This is a genomic window from Streptomyces sp. NPDC055287, from assembly GCF_053646035.1.
Genome location: NZ_JBSHNE010000033.1, coordinates 42,445 through 60,669 on the forward strand (window position 1 = coordinate 42,445; position 18,225 = coordinate 60,669).

Annotated in this window: 20 protein-coding genes and 1 pseudogene; 11 read left to right on the forward strand and 10 right to left on the reverse strand. The window is 70.8% G+C overall.

Annotated features, from left to right (window positions below):
• Positions 1 to 103 precede the first annotated feature (103 nt).
• Positions 104 to 1,348 (forward strand): GNAT family N-acetyltransferase, encoded by a 1,245-nt coding sequence (locus tag ACWIHY_RS32125; RefSeq protein WP_454379677.1) that lies wholly within the window; start codon positions 104 to 106, stop codon positions 1,346 to 1,348.
• Between the two features lie 79 nt (positions 1,349 to 1,427).
• Here the strand turns inward: ACWIHY_RS32125 and ACWIHY_RS32130 are convergent, their stop codons facing one another.
• Positions 1,428 to 1,616, reverse strand: coding sequence for a hypothetical protein (locus ACWIHY_RS32130; RefSeq protein ID WP_454379679.1), 189 nt, complete (start codon positions 1,614 to 1,616; stop codon positions 1,428 to 1,430).
• Positions 1,617 to 1,810: 194 nt separating this feature from the next.
• On the reverse strand, positions 1,811 to 1,999 hold the full coding sequence (locus tag ACWIHY_RS32135; protein ID WP_454379681.1) for a hypothetical protein: 189 nt from the start codon (positions 1,997 to 1,999) through the stop codon (positions 1,811 to 1,813).
• Positions 2,000 to 2,160: 161 nt separating this feature from the next.
• Here ACWIHY_RS32135 and ACWIHY_RS32140 point away from each other — a divergent pair, with 161 nt between their 5' ends.
• From ACWIHY_RS32140 to ACWIHY_RS32150, 3 genes and pseudogenes are all read left to right on the forward strand, one after another.
• Positions 2,161 to 3,042 (forward strand): winged helix-turn-helix domain-containing protein, encoded by an 882-nt coding sequence (locus ACWIHY_RS32140; protein ID WP_454379683.1) that lies wholly within the window; start codon positions 2,161 to 2,163, stop codon positions 3,040 to 3,042.
• 38 nt (positions 3,043 to 3,080) lie between these two features.
• Positions 3,081 to 3,788: an HAD family hydrolase gene (locus ACWIHY_RS32145; protein ID WP_454379684.1), complete on the forward strand. Its 708-nt coding sequence runs from the start codon at positions 3,081 to 3,083 to the stop codon at positions 3,786 to 3,788.
• A gap of 99 nt (positions 3,789 to 3,887) precedes the next feature.
• Positions 3,888 to 5,924 (forward strand): annotated as a pseudogene (locus ACWIHY_RS32150) (aminoglycoside phosphotransferase family protein); the annotation flags it as partial.
• A gap of 198 nt (positions 5,925 to 6,122) precedes the next feature.
• Here the strand turns inward: ACWIHY_RS32150 and ACWIHY_RS32155 are convergent.
• Together ACWIHY_RS32155 and ACWIHY_RS32160 are read right to left on the reverse strand one after the other, a co-directional pair.
• The gene (locus ACWIHY_RS32155) at positions 6,123 to 6,875 is read right to left on the reverse strand and encodes an ABC transporter permease (protein WP_454379686.1); all 753 of its coding nucleotides are present in this window, start codon (positions 6,873 to 6,875) and stop codon (positions 6,123 to 6,125) included.
• Entirely contained in the window at positions 6,868 to 7,824 is a 957-nt protein-coding gene (locus ACWIHY_RS32160; RefSeq protein ID WP_454379688.1) for an ABC transporter ATP-binding protein, read from the reverse strand. The genes ACWIHY_RS32155 and ACWIHY_RS32160 overlap by 8 nt, the downstream gene beginning before the upstream one ends.
• 107 nt (positions 7,825 to 7,931) lie before the next feature.
• On the opposite strand from ACWIHY_RS32160, the gene ACWIHY_RS32165 reads away from it, so the two are divergent.
• Positions 7,932 to 8,759 carry a TetR/AcrR family transcriptional regulator C-terminal domain-containing protein gene (locus ACWIHY_RS32165; RefSeq protein ID WP_454379690.1) on the forward strand — a complete coding sequence of 276 codons (828 nt, stop codon included), beginning with the start codon at positions 7,932 to 7,934 and terminating at the stop codon, positions 8,757 to 8,759.
• A 170-nt stretch (positions 8,760 to 8,929) separates the two neighbouring features.
• Here ACWIHY_RS32165 and ACWIHY_RS32170 read toward each other — a convergent pair whose 3' ends face one another.
• A complete protein-coding gene (locus ACWIHY_RS32170; RefSeq protein ID WP_454379692.1) occupies positions 8,930 to 9,904 on the reverse strand; it encodes a zinc-binding dehydrogenase in 975 nt (324 codons plus the stop codon).
• A gap of 90 nt (positions 9,905 to 9,994) precedes the next feature.
• On the opposite strand from ACWIHY_RS32170, the gene ACWIHY_RS32175 reads away from it, so the two are divergent.
• Positions 9,995 to 10,612 (forward strand): TetR/AcrR family transcriptional regulator, encoded by a 618-nt coding sequence (locus tag ACWIHY_RS32175; RefSeq protein ID WP_454379694.1) that lies wholly within the window; start codon positions 9,995 to 9,997, stop codon positions 10,610 to 10,612.
• Between the two features lie 42 nt (positions 10,613 to 10,654).
• Positions 10,655 to 10,813: a hypothetical protein gene (locus ACWIHY_RS32180; RefSeq protein ID WP_454379696.1), complete on the forward strand. Its 159-nt coding sequence runs from the start codon at positions 10,655 to 10,657 to the stop codon at positions 10,811 to 10,813.
• A gap of 210 nt (positions 10,814 to 11,023) precedes the next feature.
• Here ACWIHY_RS32180 and ACWIHY_RS32185 read toward each other — a convergent pair whose 3' ends face one another.
• Positions 11,024 to 11,497, reverse strand: a complete 474-nt coding sequence (locus ACWIHY_RS32185) for a nitroreductase family deazaflavin-dependent oxidoreductase (protein WP_454379698.1) — start codon at positions 11,495 to 11,497, stop codon at positions 11,024 to 11,026.
• Between the two features lie 129 nt (positions 11,498 to 11,626).
• On the opposite strand from ACWIHY_RS32185, the gene ACWIHY_RS32190 reads away from it, so the two are divergent.
• The gene (locus ACWIHY_RS32190) at positions 11,627 to 12,130 is read left to right on the forward strand and encodes a DinB family protein (RefSeq protein WP_454379700.1); all 504 of its coding nucleotides are present in this window, start codon (positions 11,627 to 11,629) and stop codon (positions 12,128 to 12,130) included.
• A 7-nt stretch (positions 12,131 to 12,137) separates the two neighbouring features.
• Here ACWIHY_RS32190 and ACWIHY_RS32195 read toward each other — a convergent pair whose 3' ends face one another.
• Positions 12,138 to 12,740 (reverse strand): hypothetical protein, encoded by a 603-nt coding sequence (locus tag ACWIHY_RS32195; protein ID WP_454379702.1) that lies wholly within the window; start codon positions 12,738 to 12,740, stop codon positions 12,138 to 12,140.
• A gap of 128 nt (positions 12,741 to 12,868) precedes the next feature.
• Between ACWIHY_RS32195 and ACWIHY_RS32200 the strand changes: the two genes are divergently transcribed.
• The 3 genes from ACWIHY_RS32200 to ACWIHY_RS32210 all read left to right on the forward strand — a co-directional run bounded on the left by ACWIHY_RS32200 (position 12,869) and on the right by ACWIHY_RS32210 (position 14,421).
• Positions 12,869 to 13,315, forward strand: a complete 447-nt coding sequence (locus tag ACWIHY_RS32200; RefSeq protein ID WP_454379704.1) for a helix-turn-helix domain-containing protein — start codon at positions 12,869 to 12,871, stop codon at positions 13,313 to 13,315.
• Positions 13,316 to 13,367: 52 nt separating this feature from the next.
• Entirely contained in the window at positions 13,368 to 13,934 is a 567-nt protein-coding gene (locus tag ACWIHY_RS32205; protein ID WP_454379706.1) for a hypothetical protein, read from the forward strand.
• A gap of 139 nt (positions 13,935 to 14,073) precedes the next feature.
• On the forward strand, positions 14,074 to 14,421 hold the full coding sequence (locus ACWIHY_RS32210) for a DUF2516 family protein (protein WP_454379708.1): 348 nt from the start codon (positions 14,074 to 14,076) through the stop codon (positions 14,419 to 14,421).
• Positions 14,422 to 14,443: 22 nt separating this feature from the next.
• Here ACWIHY_RS32210 and ACWIHY_RS32215 read toward each other — a convergent pair whose 3' ends face one another.
• The 3 genes from ACWIHY_RS32215 to ACWIHY_RS32225 all read right to left on the reverse strand — a co-directional run bounded on the left by ACWIHY_RS32215 (position 14,444) and on the right by ACWIHY_RS32225 (position 18,132).
• On the reverse strand, positions 14,444 to 15,808 hold the full coding sequence (locus ACWIHY_RS32215; protein WP_454379710.1) for a PP2C family protein-serine/threonine phosphatase: 1,365 nt from the start codon (positions 15,806 to 15,808) through the stop codon (positions 14,444 to 14,446).
• A 283-nt stretch (positions 15,809 to 16,091) separates the two neighbouring features.
• Complete coding sequence (locus tag ACWIHY_RS32220) at positions 16,092 to 17,132, reverse strand: NlpC/P60 family protein (protein WP_454379712.1); 1,041 nt, start codon at positions 17,130 to 17,132, stop codon at positions 16,092 to 16,094.
• Between the two features lie 193 nt (positions 17,133 to 17,325).
• Positions 17,326 to 18,132 (reverse strand): class I SAM-dependent methyltransferase, encoded by an 807-nt coding sequence (locus tag ACWIHY_RS32225; protein ID WP_454379714.1) that lies wholly within the window; start codon positions 18,130 to 18,132, stop codon positions 17,326 to 17,328.
• Positions 18,133 to 18,225 lie beyond the last annotated feature (93 nt).

Here is an 18,225-nt window from a genome sequence, read left to right on the forward strand (position 1 = left end):
GCGGGGCCTGAAATGGTGCGGCGTTGCGAGGGCGCGGGGCCTGTCGTCGTGCGTGCGGAAAAGCGGGCGACAGGCCGTGTGCGGTGTGCATAGCGTGGTGCGTATGAGTGTCGACGTCCGTGCGGTCACCGAGTCCGAGTTCCCCGACTGGGTTCGCGCCCTTGCCACCGGCTTCCTCCGGGCGCCCGTCTTTCCCCAGGACGAGGTGGCGGAGCGCCTGCCGCACATGGGCCTGCCCCGGATGCAGGGCGCCTTCGACGACGGGCGCTGCGTCGCGACGTACCGCTCCTTCGCGCAGGAGCTCACGGTGCCGGGCGGTGCGGCGGTCGCCGCGAGTGCCGTGTCGAACGTGACGGTGTCGCCGACGCACCGCCGCCGCGGGCTGCTCAGCCGGATGATGGACGCGGACCTCGCGGCGGCGAAGGAGCGCGGGGACGTGCTCTCGACGCTGATCGCCGCCGAGTACCCGATCTACGGGCGGTACGGCTTCGGGCCCGCCGCCTCGGTCACCGAGTGGGAGATCGACGTGCCCCGGACCGGGCTCGACGCGCGATGGGCCGGGCCCGACGACGGGGGCCGGGTCGATCTGGTCGACGGGGCCGACGTACGCAAGCTCGGACCCGAGCTGCACGAGCGCTTCCGCGCGGGGCAGCACGGCGCGATCGACCGCAACGAGCGCTGGTGGCAGCTCAACACGGGACAGGTGGTGATGTCGTACCAGCCCTGGACCGAGCCGTTCTACGCCGTCTACCGGTCGGCGCACGGTGAGGTGGAGGGGCTCCTGGTCTACCAGGCCGACGAGAAGTGGGGCGACGCCAAGCAGCCGCTGAACACGGCGAACGTACGCGACATGATCGCGGTGTCGCCGGCGGCGGAGCGCGCGCTGTGGCACTTCGTCTGCGCCGTCGACTGGATCACGACCGTACGGTCCGGATACCGCGCGGGTGACGATCTGCTCCCCCTCCTGCTCCCGGACCCCCGGGCCGCCAGGGTCGTGACCCAGGCGGACTTCCTGTGGGTGCGGTTGCTGGACGTCGTACGGGCCCTGGAGGCTCGTACGTACGCGGTGCCCGCCACGCTCGTACTGGAGGTGCACGATGCGGCGGGGCTGGCCGGCGGGCGGTTCCGGCTGGATGCCTCGGCGGACGGCGCGGTGTGTGCCCCGTCGGCCGGGTCGCCCGATCTGACGCTGGATGTGCGGGAGTTGGGGGCGCTGTACCTGGGCGAGGAGTCCGCCGCGCGGCTTGTCGCGCTCGGCCGGGTCACGGAGGAGTCGGCGGGCGCCGCCGCCATTGCCGACGCCCTGTTCCACACGCCCAGGCGACCGTGGTGCCCGGACATCTTCTGATCGCGCTCCTGTCTGATCGCGCTCCGGTCTGATCCGCTCCGGCCTGATGCGGGCTCCGGCCCTGCTCCGTTTCCCGGTCTCAGCCGAAGGCGGGTTGGAGCAGCAGGACGAGAACGACGGCGCCGATGCTCAGGCATGCCGTGTTCTTGGCCTTGACGCCGATGGACAGCAGGGCGACGGCCACCAGGCCCATCGCGCCGAACTGCCACTCGATGATCTCTTCGACGGTGAAGAAGAGTGCTGCGAGGAGGATGGCGACGAGCGGCATGGCGGTCCCTCCCTGGGATGTGCCGGTGTAGCCCACTTGGCGGCTGATCGGCCAACTCTGGGCGAGTGGTACGTACTCTCGCCATGTTGTGAAAGTTGGTGACCAACTAGGTGGGTTGTCCCCTGCGTGGACCGGGAAGTAACCATTCCGCCCACAACTCGCCCTGGATGGCGTGAAGTTGGAGCCGCACCGCGTCATGCCGCCGGTCCGGTCACCTGCATCGCGATGACCACGGCCCCGACGCCCGCGCAGGCGGGGCTTCTGGCCTTGACGCCGATCGCGATGAGCAGAAGGCCCACCGCGGCGCATGCGCCGTACTGCCATTCGGCGAACTTTTCGAACCCGACGACGACGATGGCGGCGAGCAGCAGGAGTGCGGGCATGGCGGTCCCTCCTCGGGGGCGGGGTGGGGAGATGGGTGGCGGCCTCACCAAGTTTCGATAGTTGGCGACCAACTACACTGTTTTACTGCCCAGTTGGAAGCGATTCATAAACAACTTTCAAACAACTCCCATTAGATGGTGGGAAGTTGTAGCGTCGAGTTGTGACCCAGGAGAACGCGACAGTGAACGGCGGAAAGCTCTCGTACCGGCAGGTGGCGGATGCCCTGCGGGAGCGCATCCGGACGGGTGATCTCAGGGCCGGGGACCACATGCCGACCCAGTCACGCCTGGCCGACGAGTTCGGTGTCGAGCGCGGCACGGTCCGCCAGGCGCTGCGGATCCTCCAGAACGAGGGCCTGCTGACGGACGTCACCCGGGGAGCGCCGGCCCGCATCGCGGGCGCGCTGCCCGCCGTTCCGACGCCCCTGGAGCAGGCTCAGCCGACGATGGTCAGCCTCGGGCCGCGCATCACGACGGCTTTCGCGTCCCCGCACGTCCGCATAGACGCGCTCAGTCTGACGTCGGAGTCCCTGACGATCGCCCTGGGCGAGCCGCTGCGGCTCGTGCACGAGGGCCGCTTCACACCCGAGACCATCGAGGCCCGCATCCTGCTGCCGAGCCGGGACATCACGCTGGCCTTTCCCACGGCGGTCGAGGACCCGTCGGACGACGGCCCTGTGCACTCGCGCTGGCTGGCGCAGCGGAATTCCCAGGGTCAGGTACTGCGGCACAACCTGCTGGCGCTGCGGCGGTCGCACGGAGTCGATGTGCGGGTCACTTTCCGGGCCCTGCCTTTCACCCCGCCGGTCAAGCTCTATCTCCTGAACGACTCCGAGGCCCTGTTCGGGTACTACATGATCACCAAGCGGGAGGAGGAGATCGACGACGTGACGACGGAGATGTACGACACCCTCGGCCTCAAGTCACTGCTGTTCTCCTTCAGTTCGGGCGAAGGGCCGCGGAACGCCAAGTTCGTCGAGCAGTCGCAGAAGTGGTTCGACGCACTCTGGAACACCATCACGTCGGACCTGACACTCTCCTAGTGACTTCTGACGCGACTCATATCGAACAGGTGGCATCTGTGATCGAGAAGCTGCGGGATCTGATCACGGGTGCGGAATGCGTGCTCTTCGACTTCGACGGTCCCATTTGCCGGCTCTTCGCGGGCCACCGGGCCCACCACGTGGCGGACAGCCTGGTCGACTGGCTGGAGAAGCGCGGCCGGCATGTCCTGCTGACGGAGGAGGAGCTGGCCTCGGACGACCCGCACGACGTCCTGCGGGCCGTGGCCCGGATCCGTCCCGGCAGCGAGCTGGTCGAGGCGCTGGAGGAGGAACTCACCCGCGAGGAACTCCGCGCCACCGCCACCGCCTGGCCCACCCCCTACGCCGACGCGCTGATACGCACCTGGAGCGCGGTCGGCAGCCGCCTCGCGATCACGACGAACAATTCCCCGCTGGTGGCGGAGCAGTACCTGACCGGCCGGGGCCTGGCCGGCTGCTTCACCCCGCACATCTACGGCCGTACGCCCGACCTCAGCCGCCTGAAGCCGGACCCGGACTGCCTCAACCGCGCCCTGACGGCGCTGGACGCGCGCGCCGACGCCGCCCTGATGATCGGCGACACCCCGTCGGACCTGTTCGCGGCGCGGGAGGCGGGAGTGCGCTTCCTCGGTTACGCCCGCGACGAGGGACGCGTGCGGCGGCTGCGCCGGGCGGGTGCCGAGGTGGTCGTGGGTGACCTGGAGCCGGTGCTGGAGCTGGTACGGGCGACGGCGGCCCGGGCCTGACGGGGCGGTCCCGATCCGGTTCGGCTCGTACGGAACCCGAGGGGCACCCAGCGGCACACGATCGGCCTAAGCGCCCGCAGCCGACGGCGCGGCCCCCGGATGTGGCGGCTATCGTGTGCGCATCGCCATCGACGTCCACGCGCGAGTATTCAGGAGCGGCCCGTGGGTAGGTCCCCTACGGCCGTCTTCGGGGCTTCGAACCCCACCGCACCGCTCATCTACGACGCCTTCGTGCGCGACGCCGTGCGCGAGGGTGTGTTGGCGCGTGGGCACCACAACCGAAACTTCCTCGTCCGGCTGACCGAACCCATGGCACGGCTCGTGGACCGCGAGCCCGGTGCGCCCGTCATCGTGCGCGTGCGGGTTCCCGAAGCGCTCCCGGTCGCCGTCAGGACCTGGCAGGACGAGTCCCGGATCCTCGGCGCCGTCCGGAAGTTCCTGCCCCATGTGCCCCAGTGCCTGGCCCGACGCGGCACCACCGCTGTGCATAGTTATGTGGAGGGTGTTCCTCTCGCCAGCGTGTGCGAGAACGGCGAACAGGTCGACTCGCGGCTGGTCCAGGCACTGGCCGGGCTTCTCGCCCGGACCGTCGTGCCGCGTCGTGAGGACGTGCCCAGACTGCCGCCCGACTGGCCGCGCGACGGGCACAGCCGGTCCTTTCTCCGTAGGCTCGCGCTCCTGACCGACCAGCAGCTCCGCCAGGCCAATGCGGCCGAATTCGGTGGACTGTTCGCCGCGCTCGGAGTGCCCGAGGACGCGATGACGAAGTACGCCGAGCGGGTGCCGCCCATGGTCCAGCGCCCGTTCGGTCTGCTTCACGCGGATCTCCATCGCGACAACGTGATCGTCACGTGCCCGGGCGGCCCGCCGCTGATCGGCGTCGACTGGGAGCTGGCCACCTATGGCGATCCGCTGCACGACCTGGCCACGCACCTCGTCCGGATGCGGTACCCGGAAAGTCAGCAGGAGGAAGTGAAGCGTGCCTGGTACAGGGCCGTACAACGCATCCGCCCGGAAGCCGCGCGAGGGCTGGACGCCGACCTGCGTCACTACCTGGACTTCGAGCGGGCGCAGTCCGTCTACCCGGATGTGATGCGGGCGGCGCGATCGCTGGGCGCTGGGGCCCGGGCGGCGGGTCTCCGGGAGGCCACCGAGTCGGTGTGGCAGGCCCTGCGTGCTGCCCGTGCTCCGCTGCGGCTGGCAGCCGTTCCTGAGCGTGCCGAGATCGAGAAGATCCTCTTCCGCTGGCACGGGGCGCGTGCCGGGCGTACGGAGCGGGCCCGCGGTCCCAGCCGGTCGCCCGCCGTCTTCTGGGTGGCGGACCCGGCGATCCCGGAAACCCCCGCTTTCCCGGGGGAGGCGGTGGCGGAGGCGCTGGCGTCGGAGGGCGCGGCGCCCGCACAGTGGGTCTTCAAGGGAACGGGACACCTCAACACCGTCGTACGGGTCCCGCGTACCGGTTCCACGGTCGTGGTACGCCGGAAACTGGCGGGCAGCCGCAGGGAACCCTGTTTCCTCGACGAGCACACGGTGCTGAAGGCCCTGGAGGGCCTGGGTGGCGTCGTACGGGCCCCGAAGGTCCTCGCCATGGGGATCAGCGGGCTGTCGGACAGATTTGCGGTGCACTCGTACGAAGCCCCGCCCGGCGGTCACCGCCCGGATCATCCGGTGCACGGCCTGCTGCCGAACGAAGCGGACGACCTCGTCCGGCAGCTGTGCGCCCTCGTGGAAGTCGATGCCACAGCCCTTGACGCGACGATGGGGCCCGGGGGCTTCTACCCGTGGCTCAGCGACCGGCTCGTCGAAATGGTCGCCGCTCTCCCCGAGGAATCCCTGCAACTGGCCCGAGCACTCGGCCTGCCCAGCGCGCAGCGGCTGAAGGAGATCCTGGAGCGGCACACCGTCACTCCGCGCGCCCCGGTCCTGCTGCACGGCGATCTCAACCCCTGGAACCTGGTCCGGGGCGATGCGCCGGGAGGGCTCGTCATCATCGACTGGGAGATGGCGATGGTCGGCGATCCGCTGTACGACCTGGTGCGCCATCTGCACCTGACGCCGCACCGGGCCGAGATCCGCCGACGGATGTACAAGCGCTGGAGCGAGCTCATGGACCACGCGTACGTCGACGGGTGGCAGCAGGACGCGCGCGTCTACCGCTGGATCGAGATCGTGCGTTCCGCGTATGTGGACCTGGACCGCCTGGTGACGGGGGCGAGCCTGGACACCCCCAACGTGCGCCGGGCGGTCGACTCCTACGCGATGACCCTGCAGGCGGCCACGGCCTCACTCGGGCTGCGCGGTGCCAGGATGCAGAACCCCGACCTCGCCCTGGCTCTACGCCGTCCGGCGCCTGAACAGGGCCTCCGACAGGGCGATCGCCACCGTCAGGATTCCCGCGCACCACGCCAGGGCGATCCATGGCGTGTGCCCCACCGGCTCGTTCATGAGCAGGGCCCGCAGGGATTCGATGACCGGGGTGATCGGCTGGTGTTCGGCGAAGCCGTGGAGCCAGGTGGGCATCGTTTCGGTACGGACGAACGCGCTGCTCGGGTAGGGAAGGAAGGAGACGAAGAAGGTGAATCCGCCTGCCGCCTCGGGTGACTTGGCGAGCAGGCCGACGGCTGCCGACAGCCAGGAGAGCGCGGTGATGTACGCGAGGAGGACGGCTGCCGCAGTGAGCCAGTCGGTGAAGGTGGCCGAGGGGCGGAAGCCGATCGCGTGGGCGACGCCCAGGACCAGGGTCGTCGAGACGAGGTTACGGGCGGTGCTGGCCAGCACGTGGCCGGTCAGGATGGGGATGCCGCCGATGTCCAGGGTGCGGAAGCGGTCGATGATGCCGTTCTTCATGTCCTCCGTGACACCCACGGCGGTGGTGGCCGAACCGAAGCCCGCACAGAGCACGAGAACGCCCGGAACGACGTAATTGACGTACTCCGTGCCGGTGTTGATCGCTCCGCCGAAAAGGTAGACGAAGATCAGCATCATCATGACCGGCAGCATCATCGAGGTGATGACGGCGTCCACGTTGCGGCGGCTCAGGCGCAGGGAGCGGCCCGTCATGGTGAGGAGCGCGGCGGCTTCAGGCATGGGAAGGCTCCTCGGCGGTCCGGTGGTTCGTGAGGGACAGGAAGACGTCGTCCAGCGTTGCCGTGTGGACGGAGAAGTGGGCGACGGCCGAGTGGGACGGGTCCATTTCGTCGAGCAGGGCCCGTACGTGGGGTGCCGTGCCGTCCGTCGGGGTCGAGAAGGTGAGGGTCCCGGGGGAGTGGTGGGTGGCGCGCGGGCCGAGCAGGGATGTCGTGTGCAGGTAGGCGGCCCTGGTCGAGAGCGTGACGTCCAGGCGGTGGTCCGCGATGCGGGACTTGAGTTCCGCCGCTGTGCCCTCCGCCACCAGCCGGCCCCGGTCCAGGACCGCGATGCGGTCGGCCAGTTCGTCGGCCTCCTCCAGGTACTGGGTGGTGAGGAACACCGTCACCCCCTGGGCCGAGAGTTCTTGTACGGCCGTCCACAGCTCACGGCGGCTGCGCGGATCCAGGCCGGTCGTCGGCTCGTCGAGGAAGATCACCTCGGGGTTGCCGACCAGACCGGCCGCGAGGTCGAGCCTGCGCCGCATGCCTCCGGAGTACGTCGCGACCAGGCGGTCGCCGGCCTCGGCGAGTCCGAAGCGGTCGAGGAGGTCGGCGGCGCGGGTGCGGGCCTCGGTGCGGGAGAGGCGGGTCAGCCTCGCCATCATGCGGAGGTTCTCCGCACCCGTCTGGCGTTCGTCGACCGCCGCGAACTGCCCGGTCAGGCTGATCGCCCGGCGTACCCGGCTCCGCTCGGCCCGTACGTCGTACCCGGCGACGCGCGCGGTGCCGGCGTCGGCCGTGGTGAGGGTGGCGAGGATGCGCACGGCCGTCGTCTTGCCCGCGCCATTGGGGCCGAGGAGCGCGAAGACGCTGCCCGGGGCGACGGACAGGTCGATGCCCGAGAGGACGGTCTGCTTCCCGTAGGACTTGGTGAGGGCGGTGGCTTGGACGGCGGGTTGCTCTGGCATGGGTGTGTTCCCCGTTCAGCGTTCTGCGTATGACATACGCGCTACTGTGTAAGGGTTACGCAGAACTAGGATGGCCGTCAAGGGAGCAGGGCGGCAGGGGAGCGTGGATGAGCGACGGCAACGGTGGCGGCGGTGACGGTGGTGGCGAGAGCGGCGGCACCGGCCTGCCCGCGAGCCTCGAACTCGCCTGGGGACTGCGGGAGCGCCCGGCGAAGGGGCCGAAGCCCGGGCTGAGCCTGGAGCGGATCGTCGGCGCCGCGGTGGCGGTCGCGGCGGCCGACGGGCTGGCGGCGGTGTCCATGGGCCGGGTCGCCAAGGAACTCGGCGCGTCGACCATGTCCCTCTACCGGTACGTCGGCGCCAAGGACGAGCTGTACGTCCTCATGATGGAAGCGGCCCTCGGGGCCCCGCCCGCGCCGCCGGAACCCGGCACCGCCTGGCGTGAGGCGCTCACCCGGTGGGCATGGGCCCAGCGCGAGGTACTGCGCCGCAATCTGTGGGCGCTGCGCATCCCGACCTCGGGGCCGCCGCTCACCCCCAACTCCGTTGCCTGGATGGAGCAGGGGCTGGCCGCGCTGGCCGGCACCGGCATCGGTGAGGGCGAGAAGATCTCGGTGATCCTCCTGGTCAACGGCTTCGTGCGGCAGGAGGCGCAGCTCATGGCGGACCTCGCGGCGGCGAACGCGCGCACGGGTGCGACGACGGAGGAGGTTCTCGGCCGGTACGGCCGGACGCTCGCGAAGCTGGCCGACCCGCTGCGGTATCCGGCGGTTGCGCGGGTGCTGGAGTCCGGGGTGATGGAGCAGCCGGACGATCCGGATTTCGAGTTCGTCTTCGGGCTCGAGCGGGTGCTGGACGGGGTGGAGGCGCTGGTGCGGAAGCTGGCCGGTGGCGGTGAGCAGGGCGGGGCCGGTGAGCAGGGCGGGGGCCGGTGAGGAGGACGGCGCCGGTTGTGGGCTTCCTCCCCGGCGCCGCCCCTTCCGAGGGCCGCTCCCTCCCGACGCCATGAAGCTCCGCCGGCGTCGGAAGCGGCCGTCAGTGGAGGCCCCGCAAGCCCCCCCAACCCCTCGGCCCCACCTCTCGGCCCGCCTTCTCGGCCCGACCCTCAGCCCGCCACCATAAGCAGCGCCTTGCCCGCCACTGACCGCGCTTCGATCGCCGCATGCGCCTCGGCCGCCCGCGCCAGTGGGAACGTCGCCGCGATGACCGGCCGCAGGCGGCCCGCCGCCGCCTCCGCCAGGGCCTTCGCCAGCAGCCGCGTGATGTCGGCCGTCCCGTACTGGACCTCCTTGATCCCGCGCAGCGTGATCCCACGGCGTTCCGCTTCGCCCGCGTCGATCGCCGCGAAGCCGCCGCTGGACGCGCCGTGCGCCGAGACGCGGCCGCCGTCGGCCGTCAACGCGAAGGCCGCCAGGCCGAGTTCCCCGCCCACACCGTCCAGCAGTACGTCCGCCCCGTTGCCCCCGAGCGCCTCCCGGGCCCGCTCGGACCAGCCCTCCTCGGAGTAGTCGACGACCGCGTCGGCGCCGAGCTCCCGTACGAGATCCAGCTTCCGCTTGCCGCGTGCCGCCCCGACGACGTGCGCCCCCGCCGCATGCGCGATCTGTACCAGCAGTGTTCCCATGCCCCCGGAAGCGCCCAGGATCAGTACCCGCTCACCGGGCCGGATGCCGACCGCCTCCGCTATGCCGGTGCCCGTGACGCCGTCGTGCCCCAGCGCGGCCGCTTCCCGCAGGCCCAGGCCGTCCGGCACCGGGATCAGGCGGTCGACCGGGGTGACGACCTGTTCGGCGTACGAACCGGAGGTGCCCGGGCCCGCCAGTACCCGGCGGCCGGTCCACGCCGGGTCCACGCCCTCGCCGACGGACAGCACCGTTCCGGCCGCCGCACCGCCCGGAACGTACGGCGGCTCGATGCCGAACTGCGGGCCCCAGCCGCCCCGGATCTGCGTCTCGACGTAGATCGTGTCGGCCACGGAGACCTCCACGACCACCTCGCCGGGACCGGCCACCGGATCCGGCAGCTCGGTGTCCACGAGTACCTCCGGGCCGCCGAACTCCCTCACCTGAATCGCGCGCATGACGTTCTCTCCCCATTCCGTCGGTCGGTGTCTGTCCGCGAGTCTGTGACCTCAAGTTCTGTTGAGGTCAAGCGCGTACCCTTCGTCGTCATGAGTGGTTTGCGCGAGCGGAAGAAGCAGCGGACGTACCGGGTGATCTCCGATGCCGCGATGGCCTTGTTCCTGGAGAAGGGCTTCGACAAGGTCTCCGTCGCCGAGGTGGCGGCCGCGGCCGAGGTCTCCAAGCCGACACTCTTCCGGTACTTCCCCGCCAAGGAGGACCTCGCGCTGCACCGGTTCGCCGACCACGAGGACGAGGCGGCCCGGGTGGTGGCCGCCGGGCGCGCGGAGGAGCTCGCGCCGCTGGAAGCCCTGCGGCGTCACTTCCTCGCCGGCCTCGACCGGCACGAGCCCGTGACCGGGCTGAACGACCACGTCGGCGTGCTCGCCTTCCACCGTCTGCTCTACGGGACACCGAGTCTGGTGGCCCGGCTACACGCCTACGTGCAGCGCTCCGAGCAGGCGCTCGCCGCCGCCCTCGGCGGATCCGATCCCCTCGCCTCGCGGCTCGCGGCCGGGCAGATCGTGGCCGTACAGCGGATCCTCGCGGAGGAGAACTGGCGCCGGATCGAGGCGGGGGCGAGTGCTAAAGAGGTGCTTCCCGAAGCGGTGGTGGCGGCGGAGATGGCCTTCGAGCAGCTGCGGGACGGGCTCCGGAGCAGATTTTAATGTTCGGTTAAATTCGTTACTCGGTTGCGTTATCTTTGTCGGATGACGTCACTCGACGATGTCCTCAGCCAGGAACGGACCTACCACGACCTCTGCCGCGCGGCCCTGACCCGGATGACCGAAGGCGCCGGTGAGCCGTCGAACCGGCCGAGATCGCCGGCGCGGAGGACCGGGGCCTGCACCGGCTCTACGTCGTACTGACACGGGCGGTCAGCGCCTCGACGTACTGCACCGCCTTCCGCTCCCGGCGCAGCTGGCGGCCTGAGCGGCCCCGCCGCCAGGCGCGGATCCGGCGTGAAGTCGCGGCCGGGGCCGGGGATTTGGCCGGAACCGGGGGAACCGCCCGGCGCCCCCGAAGCCCCGGGCGGCTTTCGCCGGTGAATCCGCACCGCCGTCGGTCCGGCCGTCGGATCAGATGTCCGTACGCCGCAGCCGCACCACCGGGATGTCACGGGGGGTCTTCTTCTGGTAGGCCTCGTACGGCGCGAAGATGTCCACCAGGTGCGGCCACACCCGGGCCTTCTCCTCGGCGGAGAGCGTCTCGGCGCGGGCCGGGAACCGCTCGGTGCCGACCCGCAGTTGTACCTGCGGGTTGTCCTGGATGTTCAGGTACCACAGGGGGTGCTCGTCCGAGCCGCCCTTCGACGCCACGACCAGGTGGTCGTCGCCGTCGCGCCCGTAGATGAGCACGGTGCGCCGGATGGCGCCGCTGCGCCGGCCGACGTAGTCCAGCAGCAGGCAGGGGGCGCCCTGCATGGTGATGCCCTTGGTGCCGCCGGACTCCTCGTACAGCTCGGCCTGCTCGGCCACCCATCCGCTGGGGCTGAGCTTCACCGCACTGCTGCCGTCGCCACCGCTGTCTTCCTGTGTCACGTGCGCTGTCACCTGTGCTGCTCCTTCTCGCCGTATCGCTGTCGCTTCCTAGTGCCCGACTCTCCCAAGGGTGGCCCCTGGAGGCGTCGGTGGCGCAAAATCGCTCGACAGCGGGCGTACGGGCGAAGAACATTCACCCCGATGACACGAACCGATACGCCTCCCACGGCCGACGAGCGCGCCTCGCTCGCCACCTTCCTCGACTACGTCCGCGACACCGCGCGCGCCAAGTGCGACGACGTGTCGCCGGAGGACGCCCGCAAGGCCCCGTTGCCCGGATCCCCGCTGATGACGCTGTGCGGGCTCATCAGTCACCTCCACTGGGTCGAGTACTACTGGTTCCAGGTGGTGTTCCTCGGCGAGGAGGACGAGGGGCCGTGGACGGAGGAGGACCCCGACCGCGAGATGCGCGTCGCCCTCGACATTCCGCTGGCCGACCTGCTCTCGGCGTACGAGGCCCAGTGCGCCCGGTACCGGGAGCTGGTCGCCGCCAACGACCTGGACACCGAGGCGAAGCGCGCGCGGAAGGGCGTGCGGCCGGTCAACCTGCGGTGGATCATGCTGCATCTGATCGAGGAGACCGCCCGCCACAACGGCCACCTCGACATCCTGCGGGAGCTGGCGGACGGCCGTACCGGCGCCTAGGGGCGGTTCACCCGGACTGCGGCGCGTCCGTGCTCTTGATGCCGCGGCGCTCCGGGCGGCGCGGTGGGACCACGTCACGCTGGTGGCGCTCCAGGGTCATGAGTCCCCGGCCGCCCGGCAGGGCGACGACCGCCCCGGAGGCCGGGCTTCCGGCGAGCCAGACGCCGTTCTCCATCTCCGGGTCCCAGCGGTACCACCGCAGCGGATTGCGCGCCGTCAGCGGCCGGGACCAGCCGCCCTCCCTGGTCATCAGCCGCACGGGTACGCCATTGGGGTCCTTCGTGCCCGCCTGCCGACCGAGCGCTTCCCGGTACTTCCAGGGATTCTCCCGGAGCACCTTGCGCATGCGGCGCAGGCGGCGCAGGGATCCCATGTAGGCGTAGAGCGCGCAGGGGAGTGCCAGGCCGAAGAAGAGGGCAGGCGCCAGGCCCGCGCCGGCCCGGCGGATCTGGGGCGCGTACAGGCCCGTGACAGCGAGCGCCGTGAGCGTCAGCAGTACGAAGGCGACCAGGCCGCCGACGACGCGCCGTCGGGCGCGTTGCCAGGCCTCCCGCGTCTGCGGGTGGTCGAAGGCGCATCCGGTCGGGGGCACTGGGCCGTGGTGTGTCATGCGTACAGCTCCTGGCGTGGGGCACTGGAATCCCCAAGGACCGTATACCGCTGTGCCGGAGGCGACACGCGAACACTTTTGCAAGCAGGCGCTTGCAAAAGTTAGCGGACATGCCGCACTATCGAGGCATGGCATCACTCAACGTCGGCAATCTCGGCGAGTACCTGCGCGAGCAGCGGCGCACCGCGCAGCTGTCGTTGCGGCAGCTCGCCGACGCCGCCGGGGTGTCCAATCCGTACCTCAGCCAGATCGAGCGCGGCCTGCGCAAGCCGAGCGCGGAGATCCTGCAGCAGCTCGCGAAGGCGCTGCGGATCTCCGCCGAGACGCTGTACGTCCAGGCCGGGATCCTCGACGAGCGGGAGCGCGAGGAGCTGGAGACGCGCGCCGTCATCCTCGCCGACCCGTCGATCAACGAGCGGCAGAAGCAGGTACTGCTCCAGATCTACGAGTCGTTCCGCAAGGAGAACGCGACGGACGCCGACGCCGGCGTCGCGGCACACGTCGCATCGGACGCCTCTGCTGACGGCACCCGCACGGCCGACGGCAGTGATGCCGGCACACCACCACCCTCATAGTGCACCTCACAGTGCACCTCACAGTGAACTGAGATCCGGGAGGACCACAGTCATGGCCATCACCGATGACCTGCGCAAGACCCTCACCGACCCGACCCCCCTCTACTTCGCGGCCGGCACCGCGGACCTCGCCGTGCAGCAGGCGAAGAAGGTGCCCGCGCTCATCGAGCAGCTGCGTGCCGAGGCTCCGGCGCGTATCGACGCCGTGCGCAACACCGACCCCAAGGCCGTGCAGGAGAAGGTGACCACGCAGGCCAAGGAGGCCCAGGCCACCGTTCAGGCGAAGGTCACCGAGGTGCTCGGCACCCTGGACACCGACTTCAAGAAGCTGACCGAGCAGGCGCAGGACCTGGCGCTGCGCAGCGTGGGCGTGGCCGCCGAGTACGCGGTCAAGGCCCGTGAGGCGTACGAGAAGGTCGCCGAGCACGGCGAGCAGAGCGTGAAGGCCTGGCGCGGCGAGGCGGCCGAGGAGATCAACGAGATCGCCGTCGCGGTCGAGCCCGACCCGGAGCCCAGGGCGGCAGAGACGAAGGCCGCCGAGGCGAAGGCCGCTCCGGCGAAGAAGACCCCCGCCGCCCGCAAGGCGCCGGCGAAGAAGGCCACTCCCGCCGCCGAGTAGTAGGGCAAGCGGTACGAGTAAGGCCAGTACGGCGAACAGGGCTTTACGGGCGCGAGCCGGGCACCTTTATGGGTGTCCGGCTCGTTGTGCGGGTACCTTGGCCGCGAGGCGCTCATCCACTCTCTAGGCGGTGTACAGCATGTTGCTCTCGGGATTCGGCACTCTGTTGTCGTTGCTCAACCTCGCCATGCTCGTCCTCGCCGTGGTGGCGCTGTTCTTCGCCGCGATGGCCCGTGAGGACGCGTACCGCGCCACCGACAAGCAGACCAAGGTCTTCTGGCTGGTGCTTCTCGGCGTGACGGTCGCCGTGAACCTGTTCGTCCCGATGCTGTTCCTGCAGATCGCCGGACTGGTCGCGACCATCGTCTTCATGGTCGACGTACGGCCCGCGATCAAGCAGGTCTCGGGTGGCGGCGGCGGTGGCGGCCGCAGGGGCGGCGGCAGCAGCAGCGACGGCCCGTACGGGCCCTACAACGGCGGGCGTTAGACACCCCCGGACCGGGTGCTGCTCAGCCCCGGTCCAGGAGCAACAGTGCCACGTCGTCGGTCAGTTCTCCGTGGTTGAGGTCCCGTGCCTCGTTGACCGCGGCCTCCAGCAGGGCCTCGCCGCGCAGTCCGGCCGCCAGCTGGCGATTGATCATCTCGACCATCCCGTCCTGACCGAGCCGCTGCTTCGATCCGGGCGGGCCGACGTGGCCCTCGATCAGGCCGTCGGTGTACATCATCAGGCTCCACGAGCCGCCCAGCTCGACCTGCCGACGTGACCACCGGGCGCGCGGCAGCAGACCGAGCGCGGGGCCCCCGTCCTCGTACGGAAGAAGCTGCGCCGCCCTGCCCTGGCGGGCGATCAGCGGCGACGGGTGGCCCGCCAGGCACAGCCCGGCCCGGCGTCCGTCCGGCGCGATGTCGACCGTGCAGAGCGTCGCGAAGATCTCCTCGCTCTCCCGCTCGTGCTCCAGTACCTGCTGGAGCGTGGACAGCAGCTCGTCGCCGCACAGGCCCGCGAACGTCAAGGCGCGCCACGCGATGCGCAGTTCCACGCCCAGAGCGGCCTCGTCGGGCCCGTGGCCGCAGACGTCGCCGATCATCGCGTGGACCGTGCCGTCGGAGGTGCGGACCGTGTCGTAGAAGTCGCCGCCGAGGAGGGCGCGCGAGCGGCCGGGCCGGTAGCGGGAGGCGAAGCGCAGGTTCGAGCCCTCGAGCAGCGGCGTCGGCAGCAGGCCGCGCTCCAGGCGGGCGTTCTCCTGGGCGCGCAGTCGCGACTCGGCCAGCTTGTGCTGTGCCGTGTCGGCGCGCTTGCGCTCGACTGCGTACCGGATGGCGCGGCTGAGCTGGCGCCCGTCGAGCTCGTCGCGGAAGAGGTAGTCCTGCGCACCGACGCGCACGGCCTCCGCGGCCCGCTCGGCGTCGGTCTCGGAGGTCAGGGCCAGCACGGCGTGGCGCGGCGCGAGGCGCAGCACGTGCCGCAGCGTGGCCAGCCGGTCACCGTCCTCGCCGGGGGAGGCGGAGGCGGCCGCGGCGGCCGACGGGGCCGGCAGGGCCAGGTCGAGCAGGATGCAGTGCACGTCGTCCGTGAGCAGCCGCTCGGCCTCGGTGAGGTTGCGGGCGGTGCGGATGCGGACACGCGTACCGGCGGCGTCGAGCAGCGACGGGACGGTGAACGTCCCCGCCGGATCGTCCTCGATCACCAGCAGGGTGAGGTCGGTGCTGTTCGCGGACACAACGGGGGAGGCCGGAGCGGCGGGGGCCTTGGCTGTCGTGGTTGCTGCGGCTGCCGTGGTCTCCATGCTGCTCCCGGCCTGCTGTTTCGGCAGGACGGCCTGACCGTGTTCCACGGCCGTGCTGTCACGCTGCCGCGGTACGGGTACGGGCATCGGTTTCGGTTTCCTTCCCTCCCCCCGAGGGTGCGGCGGCACGACGATCGACGTTCCGCCAAACGGGGACCATAGCGTTACCGGGCGCCCCAGCGGAATGGCGTTGGGAAAGCCGGCAGGGGGCATATGCCGCCTCCCGCAACGCATCCGGGCGGATCGGCGGTGTGCCGGGTCATGACGAACATCACGCCCCGGGCCACCCGTACGGCCGCTTGTGGCACCCAGTTGGGACCCGGCCGCGATCCCCGCCCGCCACCGCTCCGGCCGCCGTGCCGACGCGGATCTACTTGTCCGGGCGTACGACGCCCAGAATCGGCATCGAGCCGGCCCCCGCGATCGTCACGTCCCGGCCGGGACGGGGCGCGTGCACCATGGCGCCGTCGCCGATGTACATCCCGATGTGACTGGCGTCGTCGAAGTAGACGATCAGGTCACCGGGCCGCATGTCCTTCACATCGACGCGGGGCAGCCGCTTCCACTGCTCCTGCGACGTGCGCGGTATGGCGCGCCCGCCCGCGAGCCACGCCTGCGACGTCAGCCCCGAGCAGTCGAAGGAGCCCGGCCCCTCGGCGCCCCAGACGTACGGCTTGCCGATCTGCGCCGTGGCGAACGCGACAGCCGCCGCGCCGCCCTTCGTCGCCCTGCCCGCCGAGTCCTTGAGCACGCCGGAGTCGAGCCATGCGGTCTGCGCTCTGTACTCCGCCTCCTGCTCCATCTTGAGGAGCCGATCGCGCTCCTCCTTCTCCAGCGTCGCCTCGAGCTTCTCGGCGGCGGCGATCTGCTTCTTGATCTCTTTCTTCGCCGCTTCCTTCTTCTTGCGGCTCGCCTCCAGCCGCTTCCACTGGGCGGTCGCGTCCTGCGTGTACGCCTCCAAGTCGGCCTGCGTCCGGGACAGTTCGCCCAGAAGCCCCTTGGCCGCCTGCTGGCCCTCGCGGATCCGGCCCGCCCCGTCGAGGAAGTGCTGGGGGTCGCCGCTGAGCATCATCTCGGCCTCGGGCGGCAGCCCGCCGTTGCGGTACTGGGCCCGCGCCTCGGCGCCCATCTGCCGCTTCAGCTCCTCGATCCGCTGCTGGCCCTCGACGATCTCCTTGGCCAGCTTCACGATCTCGGACGACTGCTTGTCGGCGCGCTCCTCGGCGAGGTTGTACGCGTCCGTGGCCGCCCCGGCCTTGCGGTAGAGGGCGTCGATCTCGCTCCGTACCTCCTGGAGGTTGTGCTCACTCCTCGGAGGCCTGGGGTCCGCGTACGCCTGCACGGGCGCGGCCAGCACGGTCAGGGCGCAGACCAGCGCGATCGCGGTCGCGGCGCTGCGACGTCGGTTCACAAGATCCCCCGGATGCCAGATCCCACATCACATGGCCGGATGTGATTTACCGTCAGTAACATAGGTGCGATGCGGTGATGCTGCCATGCCGTCCGTGAAAACGACAGAGGCCCCCGCCCACTGGTTTCTGACGAACGGGCAGCTCTCCGTGTTCCCTTCTGCCGCCACTCGTTCGGGCAGATCCGGAAAGGTTTCAGCCGGTGCGCGGCTGGACAGCGGCCCAGTTCACGGTGACTTCACCCTGCCGCCACCGCCGCTCCCCGTCCGCCAGCGGCCAGTCCGCCGAGAGGTCGCGCACGGCCTTGATCCAGCGCTGCCGGGCGCCGAGCGAGGCGTACGGAGCGGCCGCCGCCCACGCCCGGTCGAAGTCCCGCAGGAAGGCATGTACGGGCTCGCCCGGCACATTGCGGTGGATCAGTGCCTTCGGCAGCCGCTCCGCGAGGTCGGAGGGGCGCTCCAGCGACCCCAGCCGGGTCGCGAAAGTGACGGTCCGCGGCCCTTCCGGGCCCAGCGCCACCCACACGTGCCGCCGCCCGATCTCGTCGCACGTTCCCTCGACCAGCAGCCCGCCGGGCGCCAGCCGCCCGCACAGCCGCGCCCAGACCGCTGCGACCTCCCCCTCGTCGTACTGGCGCAGCACGTTCGCCGCCCGGATCAAGGAGGGCCTGCGGCTGTCGGGCAGGGGTACTTCGAAGCCGCCGTGCCGGAAGGCGAGCCCCTCGCGCTCATACGGCTTCGCGGCGGCGACCCGGGCCGGTTCGATCTCGATGCCCACGACCTCGGCGGCGGGCGCGGCGGTGCGCAGCCGGCCGAGCAGCTCGACGGCGGTCCACGGCGCGGCCCCGTACCCGAGGTCCACGGCGACGGGGTCGCCGCTGCGGCGCAGATCGGGGCCGTGCGCCGCGGCGATCCAGCGGTCCATGCGGCGCAGGCGGTTCGGGTTGGTCGTCCCGCGGGTGACGGCGCCGACGGGGCGCGAGGGGGAGGTGCGGGAGGCCATGAAGCGAGGGTAAGCGAGCCGGAGCGCCCGCTCGGGCCTGCAAAGGTTGAGGCAGCTGAAGTAATGATTTGGCAAAACGGAAATTGGAAGGGG

Coding starts and splice junctions, on each gene's coding strand:
- ACWIHY_RS32125 (WP_454379677.1), top strand. CDS start 104: ATGAGTGTCGACGTCCGTGCGGTCACCGAGTCCGAGTTCCCCGACTGG.
- ACWIHY_RS32130 (WP_454379679.1), bottom strand. CDS start 1,616: ATGCCGCTCGTCGCCATCCTCCTCGCAGCACTCTTCTTCACCGTCGAA.
- ACWIHY_RS32135 (WP_454379681.1), bottom strand. CDS start 1,999: ATGCCCGCACTCCTGCTGCTCGCCGCCATCGTCGTCGTCGGGTTCGAA.
- ACWIHY_RS32155 (WP_454379686.1), bottom strand. CDS start 6,875: ATGCCTGAAGCCGCCGCGCTCCTCACCATGACGGGCCGCTCCCTGCGC.
- ACWIHY_RS32160 (WP_454379688.1), bottom strand. CDS start 7,824: ATGCCAGAGCAACCCGCCGTCCAAGCCACCGCCCTCACCAAGTCCTAC.
- ACWIHY_RS32165 (WP_454379690.1), top strand. CDS start 7,932: ATGAGCGACGGCAACGGTGGCGGCGGTGACGGTGGTGGCGAGAGCGGC.
- ACWIHY_RS32170 (WP_454379692.1), bottom strand. CDS start 9,904: ATGCGCGCGATTCAGGTGAGGGAGTTCGGCGGCCCGGAGGTACTCGTG.
- ACWIHY_RS32175 (WP_454379694.1), top strand. CDS start 9,995: ATGAGTGGTTTGCGCGAGCGGAAGAAGCAGCGGACGTACCGGGTGATC.
- ACWIHY_RS32180 (WP_454379696.1), top strand. CDS start 10,655: ATGACGTCACTCGACGATGTCCTCAGCCAGGAACGGACCTACCACGAC.
- ACWIHY_RS32190 (WP_454379700.1), top strand. CDS start 11,627: ATGACACGAACCGATACGCCTCCCACGGCCGACGAGCGCGCCTCGCTC.
- ACWIHY_RS32195 (WP_454379702.1), bottom strand. CDS start 12,740: ATGACACACCACGGCCCAGTGCCCCCGACCGGATGCGCCTTCGACCAC.
- ACWIHY_RS32200 (WP_454379704.1), top strand. CDS start 12,869: ATGGCATCACTCAACGTCGGCAATCTCGGCGAGTACCTGCGCGAGCAG.
- ACWIHY_RS32205 (WP_454379706.1), top strand. CDS start 13,368: ATGGCCATCACCGATGACCTGCGCAAGACCCTCACCGACCCGACCCCC.
- ACWIHY_RS32210 (WP_454379708.1), top strand. CDS start 14,074: ATGTTGCTCTCGGGATTCGGCACTCTGTTGTCGTTGCTCAACCTCGCC.
- ACWIHY_RS32215 (WP_454379710.1), bottom strand. CDS start 15,808: ATGCCCGTACCCGTACCGCGGCAGCGTGACAGCACGGCCGTGGAACAC.
- ACWIHY_RS32225 (WP_454379714.1), bottom strand. CDS start 18,132: ATGGCCTCCCGCACCTCCCCCTCGCGCCCCGTCGGCGCCGTCACCCGC.